20 protein-coding genes are annotated in these 25,176 nt (G+C 51.8%); 8 read left to right on the top strand and 12 right to left on the bottom strand.

The genetic code is table 11. The annotated features are described in order from the left end of the window. Window positions 1-250 precede the first annotated feature (250 nt). Window positions 251-1,735, bottom strand: coding sequence for a gluconokinase (locus DEV76_RS05760; RefSeq protein WP_109696030.1), 1,485 nt, complete (start codon window positions 1,733-1,735; stop codon window positions 251-253). Between the two features lie 104 nt (window positions 1,736-1,839). Here DEV76_RS05760 and DEV76_RS05755 point away from each other — a divergent pair, with 104 nt between their 5' ends. Both DEV76_RS05755 and DEV76_RS05750 read left to right on the top strand, forming a co-directional pair. Then, window positions 1,840-3,573: a GMC family oxidoreductase gene (locus DEV76_RS05755; protein WP_109696028.1), complete on the top strand. Its 1,734-nt coding sequence runs from the start codon at window positions 1,840-1,842 to the stop codon at window positions 3,571-3,573. 5 nt (window positions 3,574-3,578) lie between these two features. Further along, window positions 3,579-4,259, top strand: a complete 681-nt coding sequence (locus DEV76_RS05750) for a gluconate 2-dehydrogenase subunit 3 family protein (RefSeq protein WP_109696026.1) — start codon at window positions 3,579-3,581, stop codon at window positions 4,257-4,259. A 70-nt stretch (window positions 4,260-4,329) separates the two neighbouring features. On the opposite strand, the gene DEV76_RS05745 is transcribed toward DEV76_RS05750, so the two are convergent. After that, a complete protein-coding gene (locus DEV76_RS05745; RefSeq protein ID WP_109696024.1) occupies window positions 4,330-5,973 on the bottom strand; it encodes a peptide MFS transporter in 1,644 nt (547 codons plus the stop codon). Between the two features lie 211 nt (window positions 5,974-6,184). On the opposite strand from DEV76_RS05745, the gene DEV76_RS05740 reads away from it, so the two are divergent. Continuing rightward, window positions 6,185-7,627 (top strand): Gfo/Idh/MocA family protein, encoded by a 1,443-nt coding sequence (locus DEV76_RS05740; RefSeq protein ID WP_109696022.1) that lies wholly within the window; start codon window positions 6,185-6,187, stop codon window positions 7,625-7,627. 70 nt (window positions 7,628-7,697) lie between these two features. Here the strand turns inward: DEV76_RS05740 and DEV76_RS05735 are convergent, their stop codons facing one another. Next, window positions 7,698-8,144 carry a lipoprotein gene (locus DEV76_RS05735; protein ID WP_157962736.1) on the bottom strand — a complete coding sequence of 149 codons (447 nt, stop codon included), beginning with the start codon at window positions 8,142-8,144 and terminating at the stop codon, window positions 7,698-7,700. Window positions 8,145-8,166: 22 nt separating this feature from the next. Further along, complete coding sequence (locus DEV76_RS05730; RefSeq protein ID WP_109696018.1) at window positions 8,167-8,640, bottom strand: META domain-containing protein; 474 nt, start codon at window positions 8,638-8,640, stop codon at window positions 8,167-8,169. A gap of 142 nt (window positions 8,641-8,782) precedes the next feature. Here DEV76_RS05730 and DEV76_RS05725 point away from each other — a divergent pair, with 142 nt between their 5' ends. Next, window positions 8,783-10,924 (top strand): S46 family peptidase, encoded by a 2,142-nt coding sequence (locus DEV76_RS05725; RefSeq protein WP_109696016.1) that lies wholly within the window; start codon window positions 8,783-8,785, stop codon window positions 10,922-10,924. A 74-nt stretch (window positions 10,925-10,998) separates the two neighbouring features. Here DEV76_RS05725 and DEV76_RS05720 read toward each other — a convergent pair whose 3' ends face one another. The 3 genes from DEV76_RS05720 to DEV76_RS05705 form a co-directional block, all read right to left on the bottom strand. Continuing rightward, window positions 10,999-12,333 (bottom strand): D-alanyl-D-alanine carboxypeptidase/D-alanyl-D-alanine-endopeptidase, encoded by a 1,335-nt coding sequence (locus DEV76_RS05720; RefSeq protein WP_109696015.1) that lies wholly within the window; start codon window positions 12,331-12,333, stop codon window positions 10,999-11,001. Window positions 12,334-12,619: 286 nt separating this feature from the next. Continuing rightward, complete coding sequence (locus DEV76_RS05710; RefSeq protein WP_109696011.1) at window positions 12,620-13,957, bottom strand: Gfo/Idh/MocA family protein; 1,338 nt, start codon at window positions 13,955-13,957, stop codon at window positions 12,620-12,622. 121 nt (window positions 13,958-14,078) lie between these two features. Then, window positions 14,079-15,041 carry a formylglycine-generating enzyme family protein gene (locus DEV76_RS05705; protein ID WP_109696009.1) on the bottom strand — a complete coding sequence of 321 codons (963 nt, stop codon included), beginning with the start codon at window positions 15,039-15,041 and terminating at the stop codon, window positions 14,079-14,081. Window positions 15,042-15,253: 212 nt separating this feature from the next. Here DEV76_RS05705 and DEV76_RS05700 point away from each other — a divergent pair, with 212 nt between their 5' ends. Continuing rightward, window positions 15,254-16,186, top strand: a complete 933-nt coding sequence (locus tag DEV76_RS05700; protein ID WP_109696007.1) for a hydroxypyruvate isomerase family protein — start codon at window positions 15,254-15,256, stop codon at window positions 16,184-16,186. Window positions 16,187-16,253: 67 nt separating this feature from the next. Here the strand turns inward: DEV76_RS05700 and DEV76_RS05695 are convergent, their stop codons facing one another. The 4 genes from DEV76_RS05695 to DEV76_RS05680 form a co-directional block, all read right to left on the bottom strand. Then, window positions 16,254-17,135 carry an alpha/beta hydrolase gene (locus tag DEV76_RS05695; protein WP_109696005.1) on the bottom strand — a complete coding sequence of 294 codons (882 nt, stop codon included), beginning with the start codon at window positions 17,133-17,135 and terminating at the stop codon, window positions 16,254-16,256. Between the two features lie 19 nt (window positions 17,136-17,154). Then, entirely contained in the window at window positions 17,155-18,048 is an 894-nt protein-coding gene (locus tag DEV76_RS05690) for a YitT family protein (RefSeq protein WP_109696003.1), read from the bottom strand. A 35-nt stretch (window positions 18,049-18,083) separates the two neighbouring features. Further along, window positions 18,084-19,223, bottom strand: coding sequence for a formimidoylglutamase (locus DEV76_RS05685; RefSeq protein WP_109696001.1), 1,140 nt, complete (start codon window positions 19,221-19,223; stop codon window positions 18,084-18,086). Between the two features lie 280 nt (window positions 19,224-19,503). Beyond that, window positions 19,504-19,752 (bottom strand): hypothetical protein, encoded by a 249-nt coding sequence (locus DEV76_RS05680; RefSeq protein WP_142680039.1) that lies wholly within the window; start codon window positions 19,750-19,752, stop codon window positions 19,504-19,506. 365 nt (window positions 19,753-20,117) lie between these two features. Here DEV76_RS05680 and DEV76_RS05675 point away from each other — a divergent pair, with 365 nt between their 5' ends. Then, entirely contained in the window at window positions 20,118-21,200 is a 1,083-nt protein-coding gene (locus DEV76_RS05675; protein WP_157962735.1) for a glycosyltransferase, read from the top strand. 32 nt (window positions 21,201-21,232) lie between these two features. Here DEV76_RS05675 and DEV76_RS05670 read toward each other — a convergent pair whose 3' ends face one another. After that, window positions 21,233-21,583: an arsenate reductase family protein gene (locus DEV76_RS05670; RefSeq protein ID WP_109695996.1), complete on the bottom strand. Its 351-nt coding sequence runs from the start codon at window positions 21,581-21,583 to the stop codon at window positions 21,233-21,235. A 43-nt stretch (window positions 21,584-21,626) separates the two neighbouring features. On the opposite strand from DEV76_RS05670, the gene polA reads away from it, so the two are divergent. Together polA and DEV76_RS05660 are read left to right on the top strand one after the other, a co-directional pair. Continuing rightward, window positions 21,627-24,446, top strand: coding sequence for a DNA polymerase I (gene polA / locus DEV76_RS05665; protein ID WP_109695993.1), 2,820 nt, complete (start codon window positions 21,627-21,629; stop codon window positions 24,444-24,446). A gap of 157 nt (window positions 24,447-24,603) precedes the next feature. Beyond that, window positions 24,604-25,128: a GNAT family N-acetyltransferase gene (locus DEV76_RS05660; protein ID WP_109695992.1), complete on the top strand. Its 525-nt coding sequence runs from the start codon at window positions 24,604-24,606 to the stop codon at window positions 25,126-25,128. Window positions 25,129-25,176: the final 48 nt, after the last annotated feature.

The raw sequence follows: 25,176 nt of genomic DNA, 5'->3' as shown, positions 1-25,176 counted from the left end.
AGCGTTTCACAAATGATTCACTATCAGCACGTTGAACGACCGTTGTTCAGTCAACCTTCAGTGATCCTTCAGTCAAAGGGGGGCTTCACTGGGGGATCACTGAAGGATCACTGAAGGTTGACTGAAGGTTCATTATTCCAAATCCGATACCATATTAACTGAAAGACCGGTATTCCATGGATGGATTTCAGGGGTAATAAAAATGCCGTCTCCTGAGAAGAAAACGGCATTTCCAGTATGGTCGAGGGATTTATTTCTCCCTGAGAATTTCGGAAACTTCCCTCAGCTGATCGTACAGCATGGCAAATGCTCTGTAATTGCGCTGATACACGGGGCTATGCGCGGTATCCGGCTCAAAAACGCGCGCTGCTGCCGTGGAATTGAACTGCCATGCATCCGCCTGTTCCAGGGCATGCCAGGCCAGCATAGCGGCACCCAGCGCAGAAGCATCTTCGTCCTGATGCAGCAACATAGGCTTCCTGAAAATATCGGCCAGCAGCTGTATCCATAAGGGCGATGCTGTAAAGCCTCCACTCACGGTTACTTCATGAATATTGCCCGTTACGCTTTCCAACGCTTCCGCCACGCTCAGCAGGTTAAAGCAGACCCCTTCCACCAGCGCCCGCTGGAAATGCGGGGAACCATGATGCTGGCGCATACCCACAAAAGCTCCCGATGCACGGCTGTCCCACACCGGGGCACGCTCTCCAAGCATATACGGCAGGCACAGAAGCCCGTCGCTGCCGGGAGGCGCTGTAAAAGCGGTTTTCAGAAAATCGTTGTAATCAGACCAGGGCAGGAAGGCTTTTGAGAACCACTGCAGCGCTACGCCGCCATTGTTCATGGCGCCACCGCTTACGTAATGTTCCGGAGTGAGCACGTAGGAAAACGTTCTGCCAGCGGGATCATCTGCCGGTTGGGGCGCCATCACCCGGATAGCGCCGCTGGTGCCGATGGTAAGTGCCGCATGACCCGGCTCTACCGCGCCGGAACCCAGCTGCGCCAGGCAACCATCGCTGCTGCCGGCCATGATGAGCGTACCGGGAGGAACGCCCATGGCCTGTGCCATGGCAGGGTCCATTCCGATGAGGAGGCGCGTTGTCTCCACCGGGATAGGGAGGCGCTCGTCGGTAATACCCGCAACTTTCAGGGCGGGAGCATACCAGTCGAGCGAACGGATATCAAACAGTCCTGAGCAGGACGCGAGGGAATAATCTGTAATGAATTCGTGAAAGCAGCGGAAAAGAAACAGGTCTTTGATACCTACAAAGCAAGCGGCCTGATCAAAAATCTGCGGAGCTTCTTCGCGCAGCCACTGGATCTTGCAAAGGGGAGACATGGGGTGGATAGGCGTTCCTGTAGCGCGGTGAATATCACGACCTTCGGGTGTGTGGCGGAGGGCGGCAGCATAAGCTTCGGCCCGGCTGTCGGCCCAGGTCATCACCGGCGTGAGCGGTTCACCATCCGCATCAACAGCCAGCAAACTGTGCATGGCGCTGCTTAGAGCAATGGCTGCGGGAGGGTGGCCCATTTCCGCGACGGTTTCACGAATGGTCTGTATAATGGCTGCGAGCACTACTTCAGGGTCTTGCTCACTATATCCGGGAACCGGCTCCTGGGTGGGATAGGATTGCTTGCGGGATGCGGGTATCTGGCCCGCAGTGGTCACCGCGATGGTCTTCGCGCTCCCCGTTCCGATATCGACACCGAGGATATATGGTGATTTTGTTGTCATAGAATAGAGGCCGAAAGTAAAAAACAGCTTTCATTTTCCGTATTTAATTTATAGATTTAAAATCTTACAGGTCAAATCTTACAACAAAAATCCACGTACTTACAATGGCATTTGAGATTAAAAAACAGGCGAAAGCGTATGATGTGTGCATCGTTGGATCTGGCGCCGGTGGCGGGATGGCGGCCAAAGTGCTGTCTGACGCGGGGCTGAAAGTGGCGCTGCTCGAGGCGGGCCCCAAGTACGACCCTGCTGATCCCCAGCAACAGACCCAACTGAAATGGCCCTATGAATCTCCGCGCAGAGGCGCTTCCACTACCCGGCCCTTCGGCGACTTCGACGCAGCATATGGCGGCTGGGAAATTGAAGGCGAACCGTATACCCAGAAAAACGGCTCTAAATTCGACTGGTTCCGCTCCCGTATGCTCGGTGGCCGTACCAACCACTGGGGCCGCATCTCCCTCCGTTTTGGTCCTAACGATTTTAAACATTACAGTATAGACGGGCATGGCGACGACTGGCCAATCACTTACGAAGAAGTAAAGCCCTGGTACGATAAAGTAGATAAACTCATCGGTGTGTTTGGCTCTAAGGAAGGAATATACAATGAGCCGGATGGCCACTTCCTCCCTCCTCCCAAGCCACGCCTCCATGAACTGATGGTGAAACAGGCCGGTGAAAAACTGGGCATTCCCGTGATCCCTTCCCGCCTCTCCATCCTCACACGCTCTGTCAATAAAGACCGTGGCGCGTGTTTCTTCTGCTCGCAATGCAGCCGCGGATGTTCCATTCATGGCGACTTCTCCTCTTCCACCGTACTCGTTAAGCCCGCTATGAAAAGCGGTAACGTAGATCTTTATGTGGGCGCCATGGCACGCGAAATCGTGACAGACGCGGCAGGTAAAGCCGTTGGCGTTAGCTACGTGGATAAAGAAGATATGCAGGAGCACCAGATCAATGCACGTGTGATCGTACTGGCTGCCAGCGCCTGCGAATCTGCACGGCTGCTGCTCAATTCAAAATCTGCCACTCATAAAAACGGCCTCGCCAACTCCAGCGGTGTGGTCGGTAAATATCTGCACGACTCTACCGGTGCTTCACGCGGCGCGTTCATCCCTTCGCTCATGGACCGCAAGCGGTATAATGAAGACGGCGTGGGTGGCCTCCACATGTATATTCCCTGGTGGCTCGATAATAAGAAACTCGATTTCGCCCGCGGATATCACTTAGAATTCTGGGGAGGCATGGGCATGCCTGCTTACGGTTTCGGATTCGGAATTGAAGGCCTGCAGGCTAAAGACCCCAACCGCGGCGGCCAGCCCGTGGGTGGTTACGGCGCCAGCCTGAAAAATGATTACCGCCGCTTCTACGGCTCCACCGTTGGCTTTGCCGGCCGCGGAGAAGCTATTGCGCGGGCAGATAACTACTGCGAGATCGACCCGAACGTGGTGGATAAATTCGGTATTCCCGTACTGCGCTTCAATTACAAATGGAGCGAACACGAGATCAAACAGGCCCGTCATATGCACGAAACCTTCGAGGAGCTCATCCATCAGATGGGTGGCATTCCCCTCGGCAGTAAACCCGGCGAAGAATCTATGTACGGCCTCGAAAATCCGGGAAGGATCATCCACGAAGTGGGCACCACCCGTATGGGCGACGATCCCTCACGTTCCGTACTCAACAAGTACAGCCAGGCTCACGATGCCAAAAATGTATTTGTGGTAGACGGCGGATCTTTCGTATCCCAGGCAGACAAGAATCCCACCTGGACCATCCTCGCACTTTCCATGCGCGCATCCAGCTATATCGTAGACGAATTGAAAAAACAAAATCTCTGATCACTATGGACAGAAGAGAATCGCTCAAAGCACTCCTCATAGGTTCGGTATCATCCGGCGTGATCCTCAGCGCCTGCGAAACCAGTACCAAAGACAACGCGAAATCGCCCAAAACACAGTATTACGGCCGCACACCCGATGAAGTGCTGCGCGACGAAATGCTGCAGAAAGATAAATTCTTCACCGACGCGGAAATGAAAACCATCACCGTGCTCGTGGATATCATTATTCCGAAAGATGAAACTTCCGGCTCCGCAACAGATGCTAAAGTGCCGGAGTTCATCGAATTCATCGTGAAAGATCAGCCGAAGAACCAGCTACCCATGCGCGGCGGGCTCCGTTGGCTGGATGTGCAGTCGCAAAAACAGTACGGGAAAATCTTTACAGACCTCGAAGCCGATAAGCGCCTCGCCATGGTTGACCAGATCGCTTTCCCGGAAAAAGCCGCACCGGAAATGAGCCAGGGCGTATCGTTCTTCAACCTCATCCGCAACCTCACAGCCACCGGCTTTTTCACCAGCCAGATGGGCCTGAAAGACCTCGGCTATAAAGGCAACACGCCCAATGAATGGGACGGCGTGCCAGATGATGTACTGAAGCAGTACAACCTCGCGTACGACGAAAAGCTGCTGGCCGTTTGCCTGAAAAAGGAAGACCGCACTAAGATCATGACCTGGGAAGACTGATAACTATTCCACCCATAAAAAAAGCGGTCCGGGCTGAGCCTGGACCGCTTTCTGTTTTCCGGAAACCCGGTTATCCGTGTACGTTTTCCCTGAACACCCGGTTCAGCCAGCGCAGCATCAGGAAGATGGCGCCTGCGGCGAGGCCGAGCAGGAGGAAGTTCACGAGGAAGTAATTTACTTTATTATCGTACCCGTCCCACATCGCAGCAAGTACGCCGGAGAGTTTATTACCGATAGATGTGGCAAGGAACCAGCCGCCCATCATCAGTGATGTAAGGCGCGCAGGGCTGAGTTTGGATACGAGTGAAAGGCCCATAGGACTGAGCAGCAGCTCTCCGGTAGTGATAACTCCATAGCTGGCAATCAGCCACCAGGCCGATGCCTTTTCCACCCCATTGTTGCATACCATTACAGCACCTACCATACAGAAGGTGGACAGGGAGGATATGAGCAATCCCCATGCGATCTTAGTCATAGTAGTGGGCTCCTTCTTCCGGTTGCGGAGGAAGGTGAAAAATGCTACCACCAGCGGTGTAAGTATAATAACGAAGAACGGGTTCACAGACTGGAACAGTTCTGTATTCACGAGGCTGATAGACGTTCCTTCAGCCGGCATTTTCTCCGGTGCCACGTTTCTGAAATACACCGGCTTGCCCTGTTCTTTCACAGGTTGACCGGATTCATCTTTGATAACGCGGAACTCATCGTCGTAAGCCACCACTTCCGTGGTTTGGTTAGTGGCGGTTTCGGAGAGGGAGAGCGCCTTGGCGGGAGCCTGCACTGCAGCCGGCAGCTCACGGTCTGTATAATACTGCGCCCATGTGGTGAGTGCAGTACCGTTCTGCTTGAATACCGCCCAGAACATTACTGAAACTGCGAAAATGGCGAGCAGGGCTTTCACCGGCTGCTTGTCCGACGCAGATGCTTTGCGCAACAGGTTAGTAAAGAAGTAAATTATGGGAAGGCAGGCGAAGATGAACGCATCGGTAGAGTCGGTACCGAAGATGTTTCCGGGGATGAACCAGCCGATGGCGCCTACAATGAGTACGGGTACAAATACCTGGGCAAAAATGGAGCCCAGCGGCATATCGCCCGGCTGTGCGGGCTTCAGTACGTTGGCGTGGCGGTAATGTTTGAGGCCTGCGGCGAAGATGATAACCCCAAGGAACATACCTACACCAGCGGCAATGAAGGCAGCGCCCCAGTTAATGTTGTTACGGAGATATGCAGCGAAGAACGTACAGATGAAGGCGCCGATATTGATCCCCATATAGAAGATGTTGTAGCCGGTGTCTTTCCGTTCGCGGTACTGCGGGTCGTTATAAACATTCCCGAGCAGGGTGGAAATATTGGGTTTGAAGAATCCGTTACCTACGCAGATGAGTGCGAGGGAAAGATAGAATACCGTCAGATCCTTAACGGCGAGGCCGCAATACCCGATCCCCATGAGGATACCCCCTATGATGATGGATTTGGTGTATCCCAGCTTACGGTCGGCCAGCAGGCCGCCGATGAAGGGAGTGAGGTAAACGAATGCGATAAAGGTGCCGAATATGTCTACCGCAGTGCGCCGGTCCATTGCCCATCCGCCTTTCTCAGCGTCCGTTAAATATAGTTGTAAGATGGCGAGGAGCAGGTAGAAACCGAATCGCTCCCACATCTCGGAAAAGAATAAAAACGGTAAAGCTACCGGATGCTTGCGGCTAGTCGACATGTTGTAACAGGTTGTTTTGATGGCGCTAAAAATAGGGGAAATTAGCCATTGGCCCCAAACTTTCGTGATATACGGCTTTACGCTCCAAAACCACGAAACAGCTAATGTTTAAAAAATCGATTTAGCACAGGACAGTACAGGATGCCACTTATAGATAATATTCAATTTGCTAAAGATTTTTCTACTATATTGAACGAAAATTTATCAAATCATGGTTCAGGGAAAAAATAACAAAAGAAACCAGATTTCACGTAGATCATTTCTAACCACAGGTGCTGCTGCTACTGCTGGTTTCATGATCGTTCCACGTCATGTATTGGGAGGCCCCGGCTATACCGCCCCCAGCGACAGATTACGCGTTGCCGGCATCGGCGTTGGCGGTAAAGGCGACAGCGATCTCAGAGAAATCGCAACCGGCCCGGCCGACATCGTTATGCTTTGCGACGTGGATGATAACCGCGCCGCAGCATCTGTAAAACGGTTCCCTAAAGCAAAGTATTACCGCGACTTCCGCGAGATGCTCGATAAAGAGCATAAAAACATCGATGCTGTTACCGTTTCCAGCCCCGACCACAACCACGCCGTACAGGCTATGGCTGCCATGCAGCTCGGCAAGCACGTGTATGTGCAAAAACCCCTTACCCACGACATTTATGAGGCGCGTATGCTCACGCAGGCCGCCAAAAAATATAAAGTGGTAACCCAGATGGGTAACCAGGGCGCTTCCGGCGACGGTGTGCGCCAGCTCATGGAATGGTACCAGGCAGGCCTCATCGGCGATGTGCATACCGTTTACTGCTGGACCAACCGCCCCGTATGGCCACAGGGTATTCCCTGGCCGCAGACCCGCGCAGAAATCCCTCAGCACCTCGACTGGGATCTCTGGCTGGGTACCGCTCCCAAAAAAGACTTCGTAGACAAACTCGTTCCCTTTAACTGGCGTGGCTGGTGGGATTACGGTACCGGTGCCCTTGGAGACATGGGTTGCCATATCGTGGAGCCTCCCTTCCGCGTGCTCGACCTCGGCTATCCCGTTTCCGCGGAAGCAAGCGTAGGCAGTGTGTATGTAGACGAGTTCAAACAGGGTTACTTCCCCGAAAGCTGTCCTCCGTCTTCCCACGTTATCATGTCTTTCGAAACCAAGCGCGGCCCGCTGAAACTCCACTGGATGGATGGTGGCATTCAGCCAGCACGTCCTGAAGAACTGGGCCCCAACGAAAGGATGGGCGATGGTGGCAACGGTGCCATCTTCGTAGGTTCCAAAGGCAAAATGATGTGCGGTACTTATGGTATGTACCCTTCCCTGCTGCCCTCTACCCGCAACAAGGAAGTGAATGTAAAACAAACCATTGCACGCGTGCCCGAAGGTCACTACGTACAATGGGTAAATGCCTGCATCGCCGGTTACGGTAAAAAAGAACTGAGCGCTCCGTTCGAGATCGCCGGTCCGCTTACCGAAACTATCCTCATGGGTAACCTTGCTATCCGCAGCTATGATATCCGTAAGCCTAAAGCTGATGGCAAAGGTTTCGATTATCCCGGCCGTTATATCAAACTGCTGTGGGATGGCCCGAACATGAAGATCACCAACTTCGACGATGCCAACCAGTTCGTGAAGCGTACTTACCGCGATGGCTGGACGCTCGGCAAATAATGATTTACCAGCATAAGAAAAGGGCGCCCCTTACCGGGAGTGCCCTTTTTCGTTGTATGAAACGCTGTATTTAGCGGAATAATTCCTTGAAATCACGTTTAAATTCCTGCCACTCACTATCAGCCTTCTTCAGGGATTTATCCAGCCCTTCCTTCGTTTTATCCCAGGCTTCGGCTGTGCTGTTCTTCACATCTTCTGCAGCTTTGGCAAGATCCTGACGGGCAGTTTCCAGCTTAGCCTGTGCTTTCCTGCTTTTAGCGCTGCCATCTTTCTTCAGCTCTTCTATACGTACATCCAGTGAATCCATTTTCTCTTTGATGGCGGCCGATGCTGCATCTTTCTGCCTTTGCAGATATGCCCCGGCGGTGTCGGCCTTTTCTTCCAGGCCTTCCTTAATCGTGTCCATACCTTCGTGGATCTTCGCATTGGCGGAAGTATCCTCCCCGGTGGCAGTGGTTTGATTCTGGCAGGCCGTAAGTATGGCGGCAGCGCTCAGAACTATGAGAATTTTGTGCATATGCATTGATTTTTAAAGGTTATCAGGGTTTGGCAGCTGTAAACGTTGCCAGTACGGTATCGTTCCGCTGGATGCTCAGCAGGTCTTTTTCGATGGTGTATTTATTGGTATTACCCAGTGCCTGGCTGAAAGCATTCTCCACATTCAAAGCCGGGCAGGCCATTTGGGTAGATATGATGTCTGATACCTGGAGGTCACCGGTTGCAGTGGCCAGGAATTTACCGCCGAAGCCGTTACATCCCAGGTGGCCACGGACCTGCGAAGAGGAGTCCACGAATTGCATGTAGATTTCTTTACCCCAGTCCGACGTGTCTTTAGGACCATTCACGATTTCCTTTAATACCCATTTGGTTCCGGCAAGGGGCCAGGCAGGCTGCCCGTCGGTAGTAATGGCGGATGCCGCAGCGGCAGAATCGCCCCCGGTGGGTTGTTGTGTGCTCTGGCAGGCGGCCAGGATGGCAATGGCGGCAAAGGCGGAAAGTAGTTGCAATTTCATAGTAGCGGTTTTATGGTTGTTATACTCTTATCAATCTTCAAGCCATTTTAACGCCCTGCATACCCCAATTGTTGACTATCCACCGGCGGTAAGGCAATTATGAAAAAAATCGGTAGGTTTGGGCCCTTACAAAATCTAACATATGAAGAAAAATCTATTCCTGTTGCTGCTTTTGCTGTCTGTGAAGCTGGTAAGAGCGGACGAGGGCATGTGGCTCCCCTACCTGCTGGGGCAACAAACATATGCCGATATGGTGAAGAAAGGGCTGAAGTTGTCGAAAGAGCAACTTTACAGCATCAACAAATCTTCCATCAAAGACGCTATTATCATTTTCGGCGGAGGCTGCACGGGAGAGATCGTGAGCAACGAAGGCCTGATCTTTACCAACCACCACTGCGGGTACGGCGCCATTGCCGCTGCCAGCTCCGTTCAGAACAACTACCTGCGCGACGGCTTCTACGCACGCTCCAAAAATGAGGAGATCCCTGCTAAAGGGCTTTCCGTTCAGTTCCTCGTTCGGGTGGAAGATGTGACCGCTAAAGTGGATGAAGCTATTAAAGGCACCACCCTCACCGATCGCAATCCTAAACTCCAGGCCGCTTATGGCGAAATCATTAAAGCCGCTACCGAAGGCAACGGTTACGAAGCGAAAGTGGTGCCTATGTTCAAAGGCAACCAGTATCTCCTCTTCGTTTATGAACGCTATACCGATGTGCGCCTCGTGGGCACGCCTCCTGAAAACGTAGGCAAGTTCGGTGGCGATACCGATAACTGGGAATGGCCCCGCCACACCGGCGACTTCTCCGTGTTCCGTGTGTATGGCAACGCCAGCGGCAAACCTGCGGAATACGCAGCAGCTAACGTTCCCCTCAAGCCGAAACACTTCCTCCCCGTTTCCATCAAAGGCGTGAAAGAAAACGATTACGCCATGATCTTCGGATACCCCGGCGGCACCAACCGTTACGAAACATCGCTCGGCGTGAAGCTGAAAACCGAAGTGGAAAACCCTTCTATCGTTTCTCTCCGCGACATGCGCCTCAAATACATGTTCGAAGAAATGAAGAAAGACCCTGCCATTAAACTGCAGCTCGCATCTTCCTACGCCGGCATCGCCAACTACTGGAAATTCTTCGACGGCGAAACCAAACAACTGCTGAAGTACCAGGTGTACGAAGACAAACAGCAGCAGGAAGCCGCGTTCCAGCAATGGGCTAAAGGCAAACCGGAATTCGAGAACGTGTTTACCCAATACGATAAGATCTACAAATCCTGGTCGCCCTACGCCAAGGTTCGCCTCTATATCATGGAAGGCACCCTGGGCTCTCCCCTCGCCGCATTCGCCAGCTCCCTCGCACAGCTGGAAAATACCATCCTCAAAAATGGTAACGTGAAAGCCGCTGCTGCTGCTGCCGATGCTGCCCGCACCAATTTCCTGAAAGAAGAGAATAAACCCTCCGATCAGAAAATTCTCGCAGCTACCGCTATGCGTTATTACCAGGATATCCCGAAAGATCAGCACCCCATTGGTTTCTATGAAGGACTGAAATCTTACGGCGACCTGACCGACGAGAAAACATACCGCACCTGGGCCGCTCATGTGTTTAACAACACTATGATTTTTAACGATGCAAAATGGAAATCCTTCATCAGCCAGCCTGATGCAGTTGCCCTCCAGGAAGATCCGGCTTATGCCTACGCTTCTGCTTTCGTGAAGAATTATTCCACCAAATACGCGCCCATCTACGCACAGTTCACCGCAGAGAACAACGAGCTCGGCCGTCTTTACCTGAAAGGTGAAGCCCTCCGCACTCCTACGGCTAACCGCTACCCCGATGCCAACTTCACTATGCGCCTTTCTTACGGCCAGGTGAAACCTTACGCTCCCCGCGATGCCGTGGCTTACGACTACGTAACCACCATTGATGGTGTTATGGAGAAATACAAACCCGGAGATTACGAGTTTGATCTTCACCAGAACTTCATCGACCTCGTGAAGAAAAAAGACTTCGGCCAGTACATCGACGCTAAGCGTAAAACGCTCGTGGTTGGTTTTATCTCCAGCAACGATATTACCGGTGGTAACTCAGGTTCTCCCGTTATCAACGCCAATGGCGAACTGATCGGCCTCGCGTTCGACGGTAACTACGAAGCCCTCAGCCACAAGCTGCAATTCGATAAAAACAGCAACCGCACCATTAACGTGGATATCCGTTATGTGCTGTGGTGCATCGATAAACTGGGTGGTGCTAAAAACATCATCAACGAGCTGAAGATTGTGAAGTAACACTTCCCGCTTCAGACATTAAAAATCCCGGCAGACGAACCATCTGCCGGGATTTTTATTTTAAGCCAGTTCCATTATCCGGCATTGGCCGTGCGCACGAGGAAACGTTCTACTGCGCGGCGTACGTTGGTGGCGGTAGTATTGTGGTTATTGACGAGAACACTGAAGATAAGCGTCTTCCCGGATTTGGTGACGATGTATCCGCTGAGGGCAACCACGCCGCTGAGGGTCCCGGTTTTAGCATAAAACCGGTTGGGCAGCGATTGGTAATAATTCTTCATCGTTCCTTTTCCGCCGGAAGGGAACAGGGGAAAGAGCCGCTCTTTGGGATGTGCTTTATACATTTTATCGAGCACGGATACAAAGTCGCGGGGAGTGAAAAGATTGTAGCGCGAAAGCCCCGACCCGTCTACCCAATTTGGCGGATGTGGTAAATCTTGCAGCAGGCTGTCTAGTAGATACCCGATCACTTTACGCGAATCAATTGCGTCATATTTGAGGGCCGATGCCATCATGAGGATCTGTTCGGCAAAGAAGTTATCGCTCCGGTGCATCATGGGCTGAAACAACGTATCCACAGGTATACTGTGTAATACGGCACCTTGCATAACCGCAGGTGTACCCATTACGCGAACGGGGCGGCGGAGTGTGTCCTGCAGGCGGCGCGCCAGTTGTGTGGTGCTTCCTGTGATGAAGGGCACTTCATATAATTGTTCCGCATGAATATCCGATCGGATGTGCAGTGTGAAGAGATTCTCGCGCTCTTCACGGTCGGCCAGCGGCTCTGCTGGCGGGCGTTCGTAGATCAGTTCCGTTTCAAATTCAGGCGTCATGGAATAGCTGGCTCCTTTCATGCGGATGCGGGCCACGTTGCCATACATGGGCCACTCGTTCAGCTCAGGCTGGTAATAATCCGCATAATCGCTCCAGCCCCAACCCGGCCCGAATCGTTTGTTTTTGATAACTGCCGGTTGCAGCCAGATATTTTTTCCTGTTGCGGAAAGTTTGTCCAGCACAGGCTGGGAAATAAAATCGGGATGCAGGAAAGATGGATCGGCCGTGCCCTGTACATACAATGCTGTATCATTTTCAGTGAAGCGCATCCCCGGCAGAGAATCGCCCAGCAGCTGCAGCCCTGCGAACAGGGTAAAGATTTTGGTATTGGAAGCCGGTACGAAGAATTTATCGTCCTGGTGCTGGAACCAGTATTTCTTAGTGGCAGGGTCGTAGATGCTGATGCCAATGTGGGCACTGCGCAGTTCTTTAGACTGCAGCAACTCTTCCTGCGCCCAGAGGCGTAGGTTCTTCGGCTGCGCCATGGCTGCGGTGCCCAGCAACAATGCAACTGCTGCTGTGAAGCAGCATTTCATGTACTGAAGACTTCCAATATTGCTTTTCTGTATCGGCATACTATTGTTTTTGAATATTGATATTGGCACTAATCTCCCCCTCCGTGCATTCTCCTTCCGGAAATTATATCCTTTAACCGAAAATAAGCATGGAGGGATGCCCGGCAAAATTGCAGCGCCGTTTTCGCCGCATTTCGCCGGTTATGTTAGGCAAACCTCTATTGGAGGCTTCACAAACCTTCGGGGCGCTGCCCGGTATTCTCTTTACCCCAAATGTAAAAACAGGAAAGGGACCATCTTCTTGAGACGGCCCCTTTCCAATATTGCTGCCTTTTCACTTGTGTGATCAGGAGAAGTAGCGGGTAACGCCCGGCTTCGCGAAGGCATAATTGCCCTGTGCATCGGGAAGTACCGGCGGCGGAGCGTCGAACGCATAGCGCGACGGCTGCAGGTTGATCCCTGATTTCAGTGCTTTATCCCAATCGATCTGCTGGCCGGAATAAGTAGCCATACGGCCGATGATAGCGGAAAGCGTTGCTTCTGCACCCATCTGCGCGTCCTGGAATTTGTACTTGTTGTTGGCGATAGCCTCAAACAGTTCATCGTGCTCCGCCTGGTAAGGACGGTTGTGCTGCTTACGATCGAACTGATAAAGCGTTTTGCCTTTATGGTCAACGATCTGAGCACGGTCGCAGAAGATGCGGCCTTTGGTGCCTACGATCTCTTCGTCTACCTTGCTCACAGAATCTTTCCAGTGGCGGCATTGCGAGTTCATCACCACGCCATTGTCATAACGGTATTCCACGAAGTGGTGGTCAAAGATCTCACCTGCTTCCGGACCGGTACGGATGGCGCGGCCGCCCATACCTACAGCTGATACAGGGGTTTTACCCATAAACCAGTTGCCCACGTCGATGTTGTGGATGTGTTGTTCCACGATATGATCGCCGCAGAGCCAGTTGAAGTAATACCAGTTACGCATCTGGTATTCCATTTCGGAGTACTCAGGCTTACGCTCGCGCACCCAGAGTGCGCCCTGGTTCCACCATACCTGGATGGATGTGATATCGCCGATCATACCGTCCTGAACACGTTTGTGCAGTTCACGGTAAGAGGTCATATAGTGGCGCTGGAGACCAACTACCACGTTGAGTTTTTTAGCTTTTGCTTTTTCCGCGGTTTCCAGCACTTTCGCGATACCGGCGGGGTCTGTGGCCACGGGTTTCTCCATGAACACATGTTTGCCCTGCGCGATTGCTTCTTCGAAGTGGATGGGGCGGAAGCCGGGAGGCGTGGTGAGGATTACCACGTCTGCTTTTGCGATGGCTTGTTTGTAACCGTCGAAGCCAACGAATTTATCAGCGTCAGCCACTTTTACGCGCTCAGGCGTTTTTTTCATGGCTTCTACGATGCCGTTATAGCTATCGTCCAGGCGGTCGCGGAAAGCGTCGGCCATGGCTACGAGCTGAACGTTTTGTTTAGTGCTGAGCGCCTGAACAGCAGCGCCAGTGCCGCGACCGCCGCAGCCGATGAGAGCTACTTTGATCACGCCGGCAGAACCGGAGAAGAAATTGGCCTGAGACAGGATAGGTGCTGCCAGTGCTCCCCCAGCGAGGATAGAAGTTTTCTTAACGAAGTCTCTGCGACTTTGATCGTGGAATGCAGATAATTTTCCCTTTTCCATGTTTGGTATTTTACCGGACGCCTGTAAACGCCGTGTGTGAAAGGTATAATGAAACAGACAATAGCTATATAAAATACGGATCTTCCTCCGAAAATCCATGTATTGACAGAGATTTGACCGATCAGCGCGCTCCCACGAACTGGTCGATCATGTCCTTGAAGAACTTATCAGCTTCTTCTTTAGTGGGTTGCTGAACGGGGCGAACGATGCGGAACCCTACGAAAGGCGCATCGGCATTCCACCATTTGCTCTTCGGGATCTGGGGGTCGCGGTCGTTCCACGCGATGTCAGACATCAGGCGCGATGCGCTGCGGGTAGCCGTAGCCAGGTCCATATAGTTGCCGCCACGAACAGATCGCGGGTTCTTATCCGTTGGCTTCAGCCAGGGATTGGCTGCGTCTATTGCCTTATAAGCTTCGGCTTCGTATTGGTCCATCGTCCATTCTGCTACGTTGCCAAGCATATCGTAAAGGCCCCACGCATTGGGCTTCAGCTCCCCTACTTTATGGTATTTATCGCCGGAATTGTCGGCCGTCCAGGCAAAATCTTTCAGTTTTGCAGCCTCATTCCCGAAAGGATAAGCGGTTTTAGAACCCGCACGGCAGGCGTATTCCCATTCTGCCTCAGTAGGCAGGCGGAAGAAAACCCCGGTTTTATTATATAGCCAGCGGCAATACATCAGCGCGGCATATTGGCTCATGCTGTTGGCAGGATACCCGCCGGCTTTGCCCATTCCAAGGGTAAGATCGATGTAAGGAGGGCTGGGGCGCGTCATCCCGTCGGGGAGCGGTGCTTTATCCTTGTCTTTATCGGCATACAGATCGTACTGGTCGAACGTTACTTCGTAAGCGCCCATCCAGAAAGCATCTACCTTCACTTTCTTCTGCGGGCCTTCGTCTTCCGAGCGGCCTTTTTCAGTAGCAGGGCTTCCCAGCATGAATTCTCCGGCCTTCACCGGTACCATACGGATGGTAACGTTGCTGCCTTCGATCTTCTGGTCGTAAGCCTCAAAAGGTGTAGTCTGTGCCTGAACAGAGGCAGCGCAGAGGCCTCCAATCACTAATAACGCGGTTTTCCTTCTCATCTCGATGCAAAAAATTAAAGCGTGTGAATTTATCGATTTCGGGCTGGGAATGCAATATTTATTTTATGAACGTCAAAAAAAGCCTATAGGCGTTGCATGAAATCGAGTGAAATAGCCGTTCGTCTATTTTTTATTCAATACATGTGGATTTCCTTATTAAAAGCTATATTTTTCGACATTGCTAATGTCATTTTAAAATACACGTACACGCTATGGAAAGAAGAAGCTTTCTCCAACAGTCTACCCTCGCGGGCATTTCCGCCCTCACTTTCGGCGGTGCCACCGCACTGGCCAGCTCAGCCAAAGGAGCCGACAACTCTGCCGCCGCCGGCAAAACCTTCAATATGGACTATGCCCCACACCAGGGTATGTTCAAAAACTCCGGTGGTGAAGATTTCCTCGACCAGATCCGGTTCATGCACGATCAGGGATTCCGTTCTATTGAAGATAACGGCATGCTGGGCCGCGACACCGCCCAGCAGAATAAAATCGGCGAACTGCTCGCCAAACTGAATATGAGAATGGGTGTGTTCGTGATCGACGGCGGCGAAAACTGGAAAGTATCCCTCACTACCGGTAAAAAAGAACACCTCGATGTATTCCTCAAAGCCTGCGAACGCTCTGTTGAACTGGCCAAACGCGTAAATGCCAAATGGGCTACCGTGGTACCCGGCTTCTTCGAGCGCAACCTGCCCATCGGCATTCAGACCGGCAATGTGATCGACGCGCTGCGCGCCGGCTCCGAAATCCTCGAAAAAGGCGGTCTTACCATGGTACTGGAACCCCTCAGCGATACGCCTGAGCTCTTCCTCCGCACCTCCGAGCAAACCTATGAAATCTGCCGCGCGGTAAACAGCCCTTCCTGCAAGATCCTCTATGATATCTACCACATGCAGAAAAACGAGGGTAACCTCATCACCATGATCGACCGCTGCTGGAGCGAGATCGCTTACATCCAGATTGGTGATAACCCCGGCCGTAAAGAACCCGGTACCGGTGAAATCAACTACCGCAACGTATTCAAGCACCTCCATGCCAAAGGCTACAAAGGCGTAATGGGTATGGAACATGGTAACGCGAAGCCCGGGAAAGACGGGGAACTGGCGCTTATCAAAGCCTACCGCGATGCGGACAATTTCCTCTGAGAATAATCTTCGAAATTAAAAAACCCCGGACCTTGCGATCCGGGGTTTCTTTTTTATGGTGCGTTCGTTACTTATTCAGCATTCCGTTAATCCAGTTCACCACCAGCGCGGGCCATGTGTTAAGCACAGGATCTTTCGGGGCCATGCCGAAGCCGTGGCCGCCATGATCATAAATATGCATGGTGGCAGGGATATTGTGCTGCAGGAGTGCTTTGTAAAATACAAGGCTGTTTTCTACCGGTACGCCTTTATCATCGCTGGCGTGAATGAGCATGACAGGCGGCGTTTGATCCGTAATACGGTTCTGGGTGGAAAGTGAGTCCTGCTTTTCTTTAGAAGCATCTGCACCCAGGAGGTTATTTGCACTTCCTTTGTGACGGAAACCTTCACTCAGCGAAATCACCGGATATACGAGGATAGAAAACGCAGGGCGTGAGTTGAAGCGCCCGTGTGCGGATTTCGCATTGGGCTCTGCTGCAACATGCATGGTGGTCAGCATGGATGCCAGGTGGCCACCGGCTGAAAAGCCCAGTACGCCCACTTTATCCGGACTGAAGCCCCAGTTCTTCGCCTTACTTTTCACGATCTGCATAGCCAGCGTAACATCGTTATACTGCGCCGGGTAAGTAGAGCCCGCCTGCGGACCGCCATTCAAACGGTAATGCAGTACAATGGCATCAAAACCGTTGGCATTGAAGAATTCAGCAACATCTTTCCCTTCATGGCCCAGCGCGAGGTTGGTATATCCCCCACCGGGACAAACCAGTACGGCAGCACCGTTCTTTTTACTGGCCGGAGCTGCGTAGTATTCGATATGCGGAACATCATTGATCTCTTTCCCTCCCAGTATCTTCCATTCAGGATGATCCGGGTAAAGATCGATACGTTCCTGCGCAGTGGCGGTGAGTGTGGAAATGGTAAGCATGGCGGCGATGAATGACTTTTTCATGCGTGGAATTTATGGGCGTTTAGTGAGCGCCCGCGCGGCGTTTGATCATGCCCCCGCGGGTGTCATTGATATTATGCTGCACAATAAACGCTTTTTCATCGATCTTTTCAATTTCGTCGATCACCTTGTGTACTTCGAGGCGGGTCACTACGGTGTAGATGATTTCTATCTCATTATCCACTTCCCCCCTTTTGCCGAAACCACTTTTCCCTTTAAACACCGTAACCCCCTTTTTCAGTTTGAGCGTCAATGTTTTACGGATCAGTTCTGACCTTGGGGAAATAACGGTGAGTGCAATGTATTCTTCAAAACCCTGTATCACAAAATCCACCGTTTTGGAAGCGGAGAGATAGGTGAGCATAGCGTAAAGCGCCGTTTCCACATTAATCAGGATAGCGGCTACACTGAAAATAACCACGTTGAAATACATGATCACCTCACCGATGGAGAGTACCGTTTTCCGGGAAATCCAAAGGGCCAGTACTTCTGTACCATCAAGCACTGCACCTCCGCGGATGGACATGCCGATACCCGCACCCAGGAAGAATCCCCCGAAAATAGCGATCAACAGTTTATCCTGTGTGATAACCGGCACCTTGATGAGGGCCAGCGCAAGCGCGAGCCCCACAATTGCCACTATCGTTTTCAGCGTAAAAAGTCGTGAAAGCTGTTTATACGCCAGCCATATAAATGGCGCATTAATAATAATGATCAGCACGGAGATGGACCAGCCTGTGAGGCGGTTGGTAAGCAGGGAAATACCCGTTACCCCACCGTCCAGGAAACCATTGGGCAGCAAAAAGGCTTTGAGGCCGAGGGCGGCCAATAGTACACCGATTCCGATAAGAACGGCGTCTTGTGCATTCTGGATGATATTCAGGCGTGCGAGCCTGGCTCTGCGGGATTGCGTCACATGATCAGGTTGTGCGTTCTCCTAAATTTACGGATTTACAGCCGTTCCTGGCTACGGAGCCAGCGCTCCGGAATTTCGTTGTTACTGGCCATGAGGTAATCAGTATATGCGCAGGGTACGAAATTCTTATCGGGCAGCTGCATCCACCAGCGGCCGGTTTTCTTGCTCTTCAGGAAAACAGTGTCTATGTCTGTAGATACAATATGGAATTCCAGGAAAGATTCACGCTCGTTCAGTTGCGCTTCCTTGTTGCGGACAGAGCGCCCGTCAAGGAAATACCAGAGCATTTGTGAAATCTGTTTGGCCGTGAGGTTGTCGCGGTCTTTAGAAGGATCATATCCATATATCCCATAAGTGGAAAGCTGGGTGCTCATGCCTGCGTAACGGGATAGCGCACACGCTTCCTCACCGCTGAAACCATTAGGAGATAAGGAATGCGAAGGGGCATCGGTATGTTTGATCATACAGATATCTACTGAGAAGAGGTCTGTATTACGCAGCACCGGTTCAATTTCTTCAATGTTTTCGCGCACTTTGCCGAGGCGGTAGCAATCGAAGCGCAGCTTGTCGAGCGTTTCGAGCATACGGGGCTGTACGAAGTAGCTTTGGAAACCGATATGGTTGTAATGGCGGATGTAATTGGGCTGCTCCATAAACATATCGAGCAGGAAGCGTTGCGACTTCTTTATCGAAGTTTCCTGCAGATCGATGAGGGCATCGGCCACACTTACTTCGATGATGTATTTTTTGCAGGCGTAGGCCTGGTATTGAGCGTAGGTGAGATCGTGGCTGCCGCCGAGGATAACGATGGTTTTACCGGCATCGATAAATTCCGTTACAACGGTTTTAAGTGCGGCATATGCATCGGCCTGGGAGCGACCGGGAAGCAGGTTGCCGGCGTCGGCAATGCGAAGGTCGCGGTGCCAGAGAAAGAGGCGGTAAAATTCTTTACGGATCACGTCCGGCGCAATGATGGAGGGATTCGACTTTCCGTTTCCACGTTCGTCTCCGGCGCCGATGAAGATGATATCTGCAGCATCGAGGTCAGGGATGTGGCCCTGTTCGTAGCTGTCGATCAGGCTGCCGACCTGGAGGTCTTCATATTCTTCATCTTCGTTCAGTTCCGCTTTAGAAACGGGGGACAGGTAATCTTGCAGGTGCGAAAAGTCTATCATCACAACGGATATTATTTGTGCGCAAACCTACAACAAGAATTTTACAAATCATGAAGTGGGGCCGTTCAACTACTGAACGGCAAGCGTAGGACATTGGGCCGCGCGGGTGGCGGTCCGGATAGGAAATTGCGAGGTGGAAATAGTAACCAGAGACAATATGCGTTGACCGGAATTAAAACTGTGTCTTTACTTCACTTACTACGGAACAACGGGATGATTTGTTGGACGGGCAACCGGGGCAGGCAGGCCTGGGCCGGTGCGGCGGGCGGATAAGGGCCCGTTAATTCTTGTGGATAATAAACTCAAATGCTTTCGGCTCCTTGCGGAAGAACGCTTTTTCCAGCACGCGGCGTTTACTTGTAACGCGGTGCTTGTTGCAATCCGCTACCTCAGTGGCAGCGGCCAGGAAGTCCATCGTTTCCACCAGTGACAACATATCACTGATTTGCTTCACCTCCTGCTGGATCTCTTGCTCATTATAGCGGTCTTCATGCAATAAAATGAGTAAATCCCTCTCTACAGGCTTCATGCTGATAACGTTTGATTGTTTTCGCTGTTTGTTGACATCAAGTGTTTTCAATAACGTGCGCACAACTTTCGCTGTACTGGCAGGTATAGGTGGAGATAGTTTACTTTAGTGCCGCATCCGCCCCTTTTGCATGGGTGGGCAGCCACAATCGTTTTTCTTCAGCACACTGCAACCTTGCCACGTTAAACTCCCCACTGTCAAGAAAATTAAAATCCAGATAATCTTTTTCATCGCCCAATAATAAAATGCGTCTTCAATAAATGCTAGTCTGTCGCTGTGGGAGTTTACCTTTTCTTAACAGAGATCATTTCTAAATTAATCTATTTTCGCAATAAATACTCAAATATTTGTCCACAAAACCTGCTGTGCAAAAAAAAGTACTCGTAGTACCCCTCGATTGGGGTCTCGGCCACGCCACGCGCGACATTCCGCTGATCCGTGAGTTACTAAACGCTGGTTGCGTGGTACTTATTGCCGCCGAAGGAAAGCATGCCGCACTCCTTTCCCGCGAGTTTCCCGGCATCACCATCCTCCCACTCCCTGGTTATCAAATCACTTACAGCAAAAAAGGCCTGTTTTTCGGCCTTAAAATAATCCGCCAGGTCCCTAAAATCTGGAAAGCCATCAGGTTCGAACAGGCCTGGCTCCGCAAAACAGTGCAGGAACACGGCATTGACGCCGTTATTTCCGACAACCGATTCGGCCTCTACCACCCTGATATCCCCTGCATATTTATATCCCATCAGCTGCTGATCAAAACGCCCTTCGGTGGCGTCACCGAACGCATCCTCCAACGGATCAACTACCGGTATATCAACAAGTATTCCGCCTGCTGGGTACCCGATTTCCCCGGGGAACACAACCTCAGCGGCGCCCTCGCCCACCCGAAACAACTGCCGGACAACACCACTTACCTCGGCTGCCTCTCCCGCTTTGAGCCACTGCCGGGCGTTTCCCGGAAATATGATGTGCTCGCACTCATCTCCGGCCCGGAACCACAACGCACCCAACTGGAAGTTATCCTGAAAGATCAACTCCGCCAGATTCCCGGCATTAAAGCTCTGATTGTCAGCGGCAAACCCGACCAGTCCAGCGAAGAAGATACCGCCCCGGGCATCTCGCAGGTAAGCCACCTCAATGCTGCCGACCTGAACGCCGCCATGCAGGCCAGCGATATCGTCATTTCCCGCTCGGGCTACACCACGCTGATGGACCTCGCCAAACTCGGCAAAAAAGCCATCCTGATACCCACCCCGGGCCAGTCTGAACAGGAATACCTGGGCAAACACCTGATGCAGGAAGGTTACTTCATCAGCATACCCCAGCACCGCTTTGTGTTACAAAAAGCGCTGGAGGATGCAAAAACTTTCCCTTTCCGCTCTTTTGGCCGGCCGGAAGACATGAATGCCTATAAATCCATCGTCCGGAAGTTCGCAGAATCGCTTTAATGAAATCTATAATTTGGAATTGATTAACGAAATCAGAGCGCCTGTTTCAGTGCCGCTGTCGTTTTTGCATCGTTCCCGATAAATATTTTCCCGTTCACCAGCGCTACCGGCCGTTTCAGAAAAGTATATTCCTCGAGGACAAGATCACGGTAATCCTGCTCTGTTAATTCTTTGCCGGCCAGGCCACGTGCTTTATACTGTTGCGACCGGCGGCTGAACAACGATTCGTAGGTGCCTGCCAGTGCATGCATTTCTTCCAGCTGCGCCGGTGTTATCTTTTCTTTCTTAATATCCTGCAGTTCCGCCCCTTTCGCCACGGCCTGCGTTTCTTCCAGGATCTTCTTGCAGGTACCGCAGGTAGACAGGTAATAAATCTTCTTCATCCCGTAAAATTATGAATTATGGGTAATTGATTACTTTTGACGAATGGGCAAAAAACTCTTTTTATTGGATGCATTGGCGCTGATATACCGCGCCTATTACGCTTTGATCCGGAACCCCAGGCTCACCAGCAAGGGTAAAAACACCAATGCGCAGTTTGGGTTCACCACCACCCTGCTCCACCTTCTCAATAAGGAAAAACCCACGCACATAGCCGTGGCTTTCGATACGCATGCGCCTACAGAACGGCATACCGATTTTGCCGATTATAAGGCTAACCGGGAAGATGCTCCGGAAGACCTCCTCGCCGCATTGCCCGATATCAAAAGAATCATTGAAGGCTTCAACATCCCCGTGCTGGAAGTAGACGGTTATGAAGCCGATGATATTATCGGCACCGTAGCCTGGCAGGCTGCCGCACAGGGTTATACCGTATACATGGTTACCCCCGATAAAGATTACGGCCAGCTGGTGAAAGACAATGTGTTTATCTGGAAACCACCGGCACTGGGCAACAAGGAAGAAATCATGGGGCCTAAGGAAGTGTGCGAACGCTGGGGCATCACGGATGTGAACCAGGTAATCGATATCCTCGGGCTCATGGGCGATTCGGTAGATAACATCCCCGGCATACCCGGCGTTGGTGAAAAAACCGCCGCCAAACTGCTGACCGAATGGCAATCCCTCGAAAACGTACTCGCCAATGCCGATAAGATTCCCGGCAAGCTAGGGGAGAAAGTCCGCGCCGGGGCCGACAGTGCTATTCTATCCAAGAAACTGGCCACCATTATCACCGATGTACCGGTAGAGTTTCATGAAGAAAACTTCTGCTGTACGGAAGTGAATAAAGAAAAGCTGGCAGAAATATTCTCCGAGCTGGAGTTCAAAAGCCTCGGCAAAACCATCCTTGGCGATTCCTTCAACGCACTTGGCGGAGAAGCAGGAAAACCGGTTCAGCAGGACCTCTTCGGCAATCCTACAGAAGCCCCCACCAACGGCAGCTCCCTGGCACAACAGGCGGAAGCTATCGATTCACCGGGTCTTGTGGCCGACAGGAACATTGAAAACACACCGCATACCTACCACCTCGCCGATACGCCTGAAAAGCACGCTGCCCTCGTGGCACAGCTCATGCAGGCGCCCATTATCAGCTTTGATACTGAAACAACCGGTACCGATGCCAATGCAGTTGATATCGTTGGGATGAGCTTTTCCATAAAACCGTCTGAAGGCTGGTATATTCCCCTGCCTCCGGCAAGAGAGGAAGTATTAAAGATCCTGGAAACTTTCCGTCCGGTATTCGAACGTACCGATGCACAGTTCATTGGCCAAAACGCCAAATACGATATGATCGTGCTGAAATGGTACGGCATAGAAGTAAAAGGCAAACTGTTCGACACCATGCTGGCGCATTACCTCATTGAACCCGAAGGCCGCCGCTCCATGGATCTGCTTAGCGCGCAATACCTTCAGTACGCACCCGTTTCCATCGAAACCCTTATCGGAAAGAAAGGGAAGAACCAGGGAACCATGCGCGATGTGGAAATCGAAAAGATCAAAGAATATGCTGCGGAAGATGCCGACATCACGCTGCAGCTGAAAGATAAGTTTGAGCCCATGCTGAAGGAGCGCGATGTGCAGAAAGTGTTTTATGACATTGAAGCCCCGCTGCTGCAGGTACTCACCGATATGGAATATGAAGGCGTGAAGATCGATACGCAGGCACTGACAGATTATTCCCGTGAGCTGGAAACCGATATCCGGAAAGCAGAAGAAAGCGTGTTCCAACAGGCTGGCGTCCGCTTCAATCTCGGTTCGCCGAAACAACTGGGCGAAGTACTGTTTGAAAAACTGCAACTGGATCCCAAGGCAAAGAAAACCCGCACGGGCCAATATGCTACCGGGGAAGATGTGCTGGCCAAGCTTTCCAGCAAACACCCCATCGTGGAAAACATTCTCGTGTTCCGGGAGCTGAGCAAGCTGAAATCCACCTACGTGGATGCACTGCCCACCATGATTAATCCACGCACCAATCGTGTACACACTTCCTATAATCAGGCGGTGGCAGTTACGGGTCGCCTTAGCTCCAACAATCCAAACCTGCAGAATATTCCCATCCGCACAGAAAGAGGGCGCGAGGTGCGTAAAGCGTTCGTTCCCCGCAGCGAAGAATTTACCCTGCTCTCTGCCGACTATTCGCAAATTGAATTGCGCATTATCGCTGCCATCAGTGGCGACAAGAATATGAGCGATGCATTCCGCAGCGGGCTCGATATCCACACTGCTACTGCCGCTAAGGTTTACGGGGTGGACCTGGCGGATGTAACACCGGATATGCGCCGCAATGCGAAAAGTGTGAACTTCGGTATCATTTACGGCCAGAGCGCTTTCGGACTCAGTGAAAACCTGGGCATCCCGAGGAGCGAGGCTAAATCACTGATCGACAACTACTTTGCTCAATATCCTGCTATCCGACAGTACATGGAGGACCAGGTAAAATATGCACAAAAGAACGGCTACGTGCAAACTGTAATGGGCCGGAAGCGCTGGTTGAAAGACATTAATTCTTCCAACGCTGTGGTTCGCGGCTTCGCGGAAAGGAACGCCATCAACATGCCCATCCAGGGAACGGCGGCCGACCTGATTAAGCTGGCCATGATTTCACTGCATAAAACATTCCGCGAGCATAACTTCCGCTCCCGGATGATTTTGCAGGTGCATGACGAGTTGGTGTTTGACGCGCATAAAGACGAGCTCGAAATCATCAAGCCGCTTATCATCGAAGGTATGCGCAACGCTATGCCGCTGGATGTACCGGTAGAAGCTGAGATCGGGACCGGCAAAAACTGGCTCGAAGCACATTGATCTGAATATATTTTAAGCAAACCTAACTAGATAACCGCCGGTACGGAATCCCGGTTCCGTACCGGCCGGCAGTGAACAAATTATTATGTGGCAGCAAAGCCCCTGCGTGCAAGCCGGACCCCTTGCATATCAGCAAATCGTTTACTAGTTTTCACTTATGATCCAAACCTCAAGGTTACAATTGTTGCCATGCACGTTGCAATATTTTGAAGCACTCTTGCATGGAAATGAAGCATTAGCCCAGATACTGGGAGCAGATGTACCGGAACAATGGACGGAGTTCCCTGAAATGGTGCTGGTGGCCTACGACAAACTCCGCAACGACCCTTCCCTGCTGGGCTGGTTCTTTTACCTCGCCCTGCATAAGGAAGACAACCGGCTTATTGGCATCGCTGGTTTCAAAGGGCGCCCCAATGCCCAGGGTATTGTAGAGATTGGATACGAGGTTTCCACCGCATACCGCGAGCAGGGGTACGCCACTGAAATGGCAGGCACCCTCATCCGCTTCGCTTTCAGCCACCCTTACGTAACCAAAGTAATCGCACACACCGAAGAAGAATACAACGCGGCCGTTACGGTGCTTCAAAAATCGGGGATGCGCTTTGCCGGGGAGATCAACGGCCGGGAAGCCGGCGAGCTGTGGCGCTGGGAGATATCCCGGGAAGAGTTTGAGGCGAGGTAACCGCTCATCCATCCTCTTTTTCCCCATTTCCACCCGAACCCCTACATT

Source organism: Chitinophaga deserti (assembly GCF_003149455.1).
GTDB classification, from domain to species: domain Bacteria; phylum Bacteroidota; class Bacteroidia; order Chitinophagales; family Chitinophagaceae; genus Chitinophaga; species Chitinophaga deserti.
The sequence above is the reverse complement of the archived record's forward strand: the minus strand, read 5'-3'. Positions and strand labels throughout refer to the sequence as shown.

Bases quoted from the DNA above. Each gene is read 5' to 3' on its own strand.
- DEV76_RS05760 (WP_109696030.1), bottom strand. From the start codon at position 1,735: ATGACAACAAAATCACCATATATCCTCGGTGTCGATATCGGAACGGGG.
- DEV76_RS05755 (WP_109696028.1), top strand. From the start codon at position 1,840: ATGGCATTTGAGATTAAAAAACAGGCGAAAGCGTATGATGTGTGCATC.
- DEV76_RS05750 (WP_109696026.1), top strand. From the start codon at position 3,579: ATGGACAGAAGAGAATCGCTCAAAGCACTCCTCATAGGTTCGGTATCA.
- DEV76_RS05745 (WP_109696024.1), bottom strand. From the start codon at position 5,973: ATGTCGACTAGCCGCAAGCATCCGGTAGCTTTACCGTTTTTATTCTTT.
- DEV76_RS05740 (WP_109696022.1), top strand. From the start codon at position 6,185: ATGGTTCAGGGAAAAAATAACAAAAGAAACCAGATTTCACGTAGATCA.
- DEV76_RS05735 (WP_157962736.1), bottom strand. From the start codon at position 8,144: ATGCACAAAATTCTCATAGTTCTGAGCGCTGCCGCCATACTTACGGCC.
- DEV76_RS05730 (WP_109696018.1), bottom strand. From the start codon at position 8,640: ATGAAATTGCAACTACTTTCCGCCTTTGCCGCCATTGCCATCCTGGCC.
- DEV76_RS05725 (WP_109696016.1), top strand. From the start codon at position 8,783: ATGAAGAAAAATCTATTCCTGTTGCTGCTTTTGCTGTCTGTGAAGCTG.
- DEV76_RS05720 (WP_109696015.1), bottom strand. From the start codon at position 12,333: ATGCCGATACAGAAAAGCAATATTGGAAGTCTTCAGTACATGAAATGC.
- DEV76_RS05710 (WP_109696011.1), bottom strand. From the start codon at position 13,957: ATGGAAAAGGGAAAATTATCTGCATTCCACGATCAAAGTCGCAGAGAC.
- DEV76_RS05705 (WP_109696009.1), bottom strand. From the start codon at position 15,041: ATGAGAAGGAAAACCGCGTTATTAGTGATTGGAGGCCTCTGCGCTGCC.
- DEV76_RS05700 (WP_109696007.1), top strand. From the start codon at position 15,254: ATGGAAAGAAGAAGCTTTCTCCAACAGTCTACCCTCGCGGGCATTTCC.
- DEV76_RS05695 (WP_109696005.1), bottom strand. From the start codon at position 17,135: ATGAAAAAGTCATTCATCGCCGCCATGCTTACCATTTCCACACTCACC.
- DEV76_RS05685 (WP_109696001.1), bottom strand. From the start codon at position 19,223: ATGATAGACTTTTCGCACCTGCAAGATTACCTGTCCCCCGTTTCTAAA.
- DEV76_RS05680 (WP_142680039.1), bottom strand. From the start codon at position 19,752: ATGAAGCCTGTAGAGAGGGATTTACTCATTTTATTGCATGAAGACCGC.
- DEV76_RS05670 (WP_109695996.1), bottom strand. From the start codon at position 21,583: ATGAAGAAGATTTATTACCTGTCTACCTGCGGTACCTGCAAGAAGATC.
- polA (WP_109695993.1), top strand. From the start codon at position 21,627: ATGGGCAAAAAACTCTTTTTATTGGATGCATTGGCGCTGATATACCGC.
- DEV76_RS05660 (WP_109695992.1), top strand. From the start codon at position 24,604: ATGATCCAAACCTCAAGGTTACAATTGTTGCCATGCACGTTGCAATAT.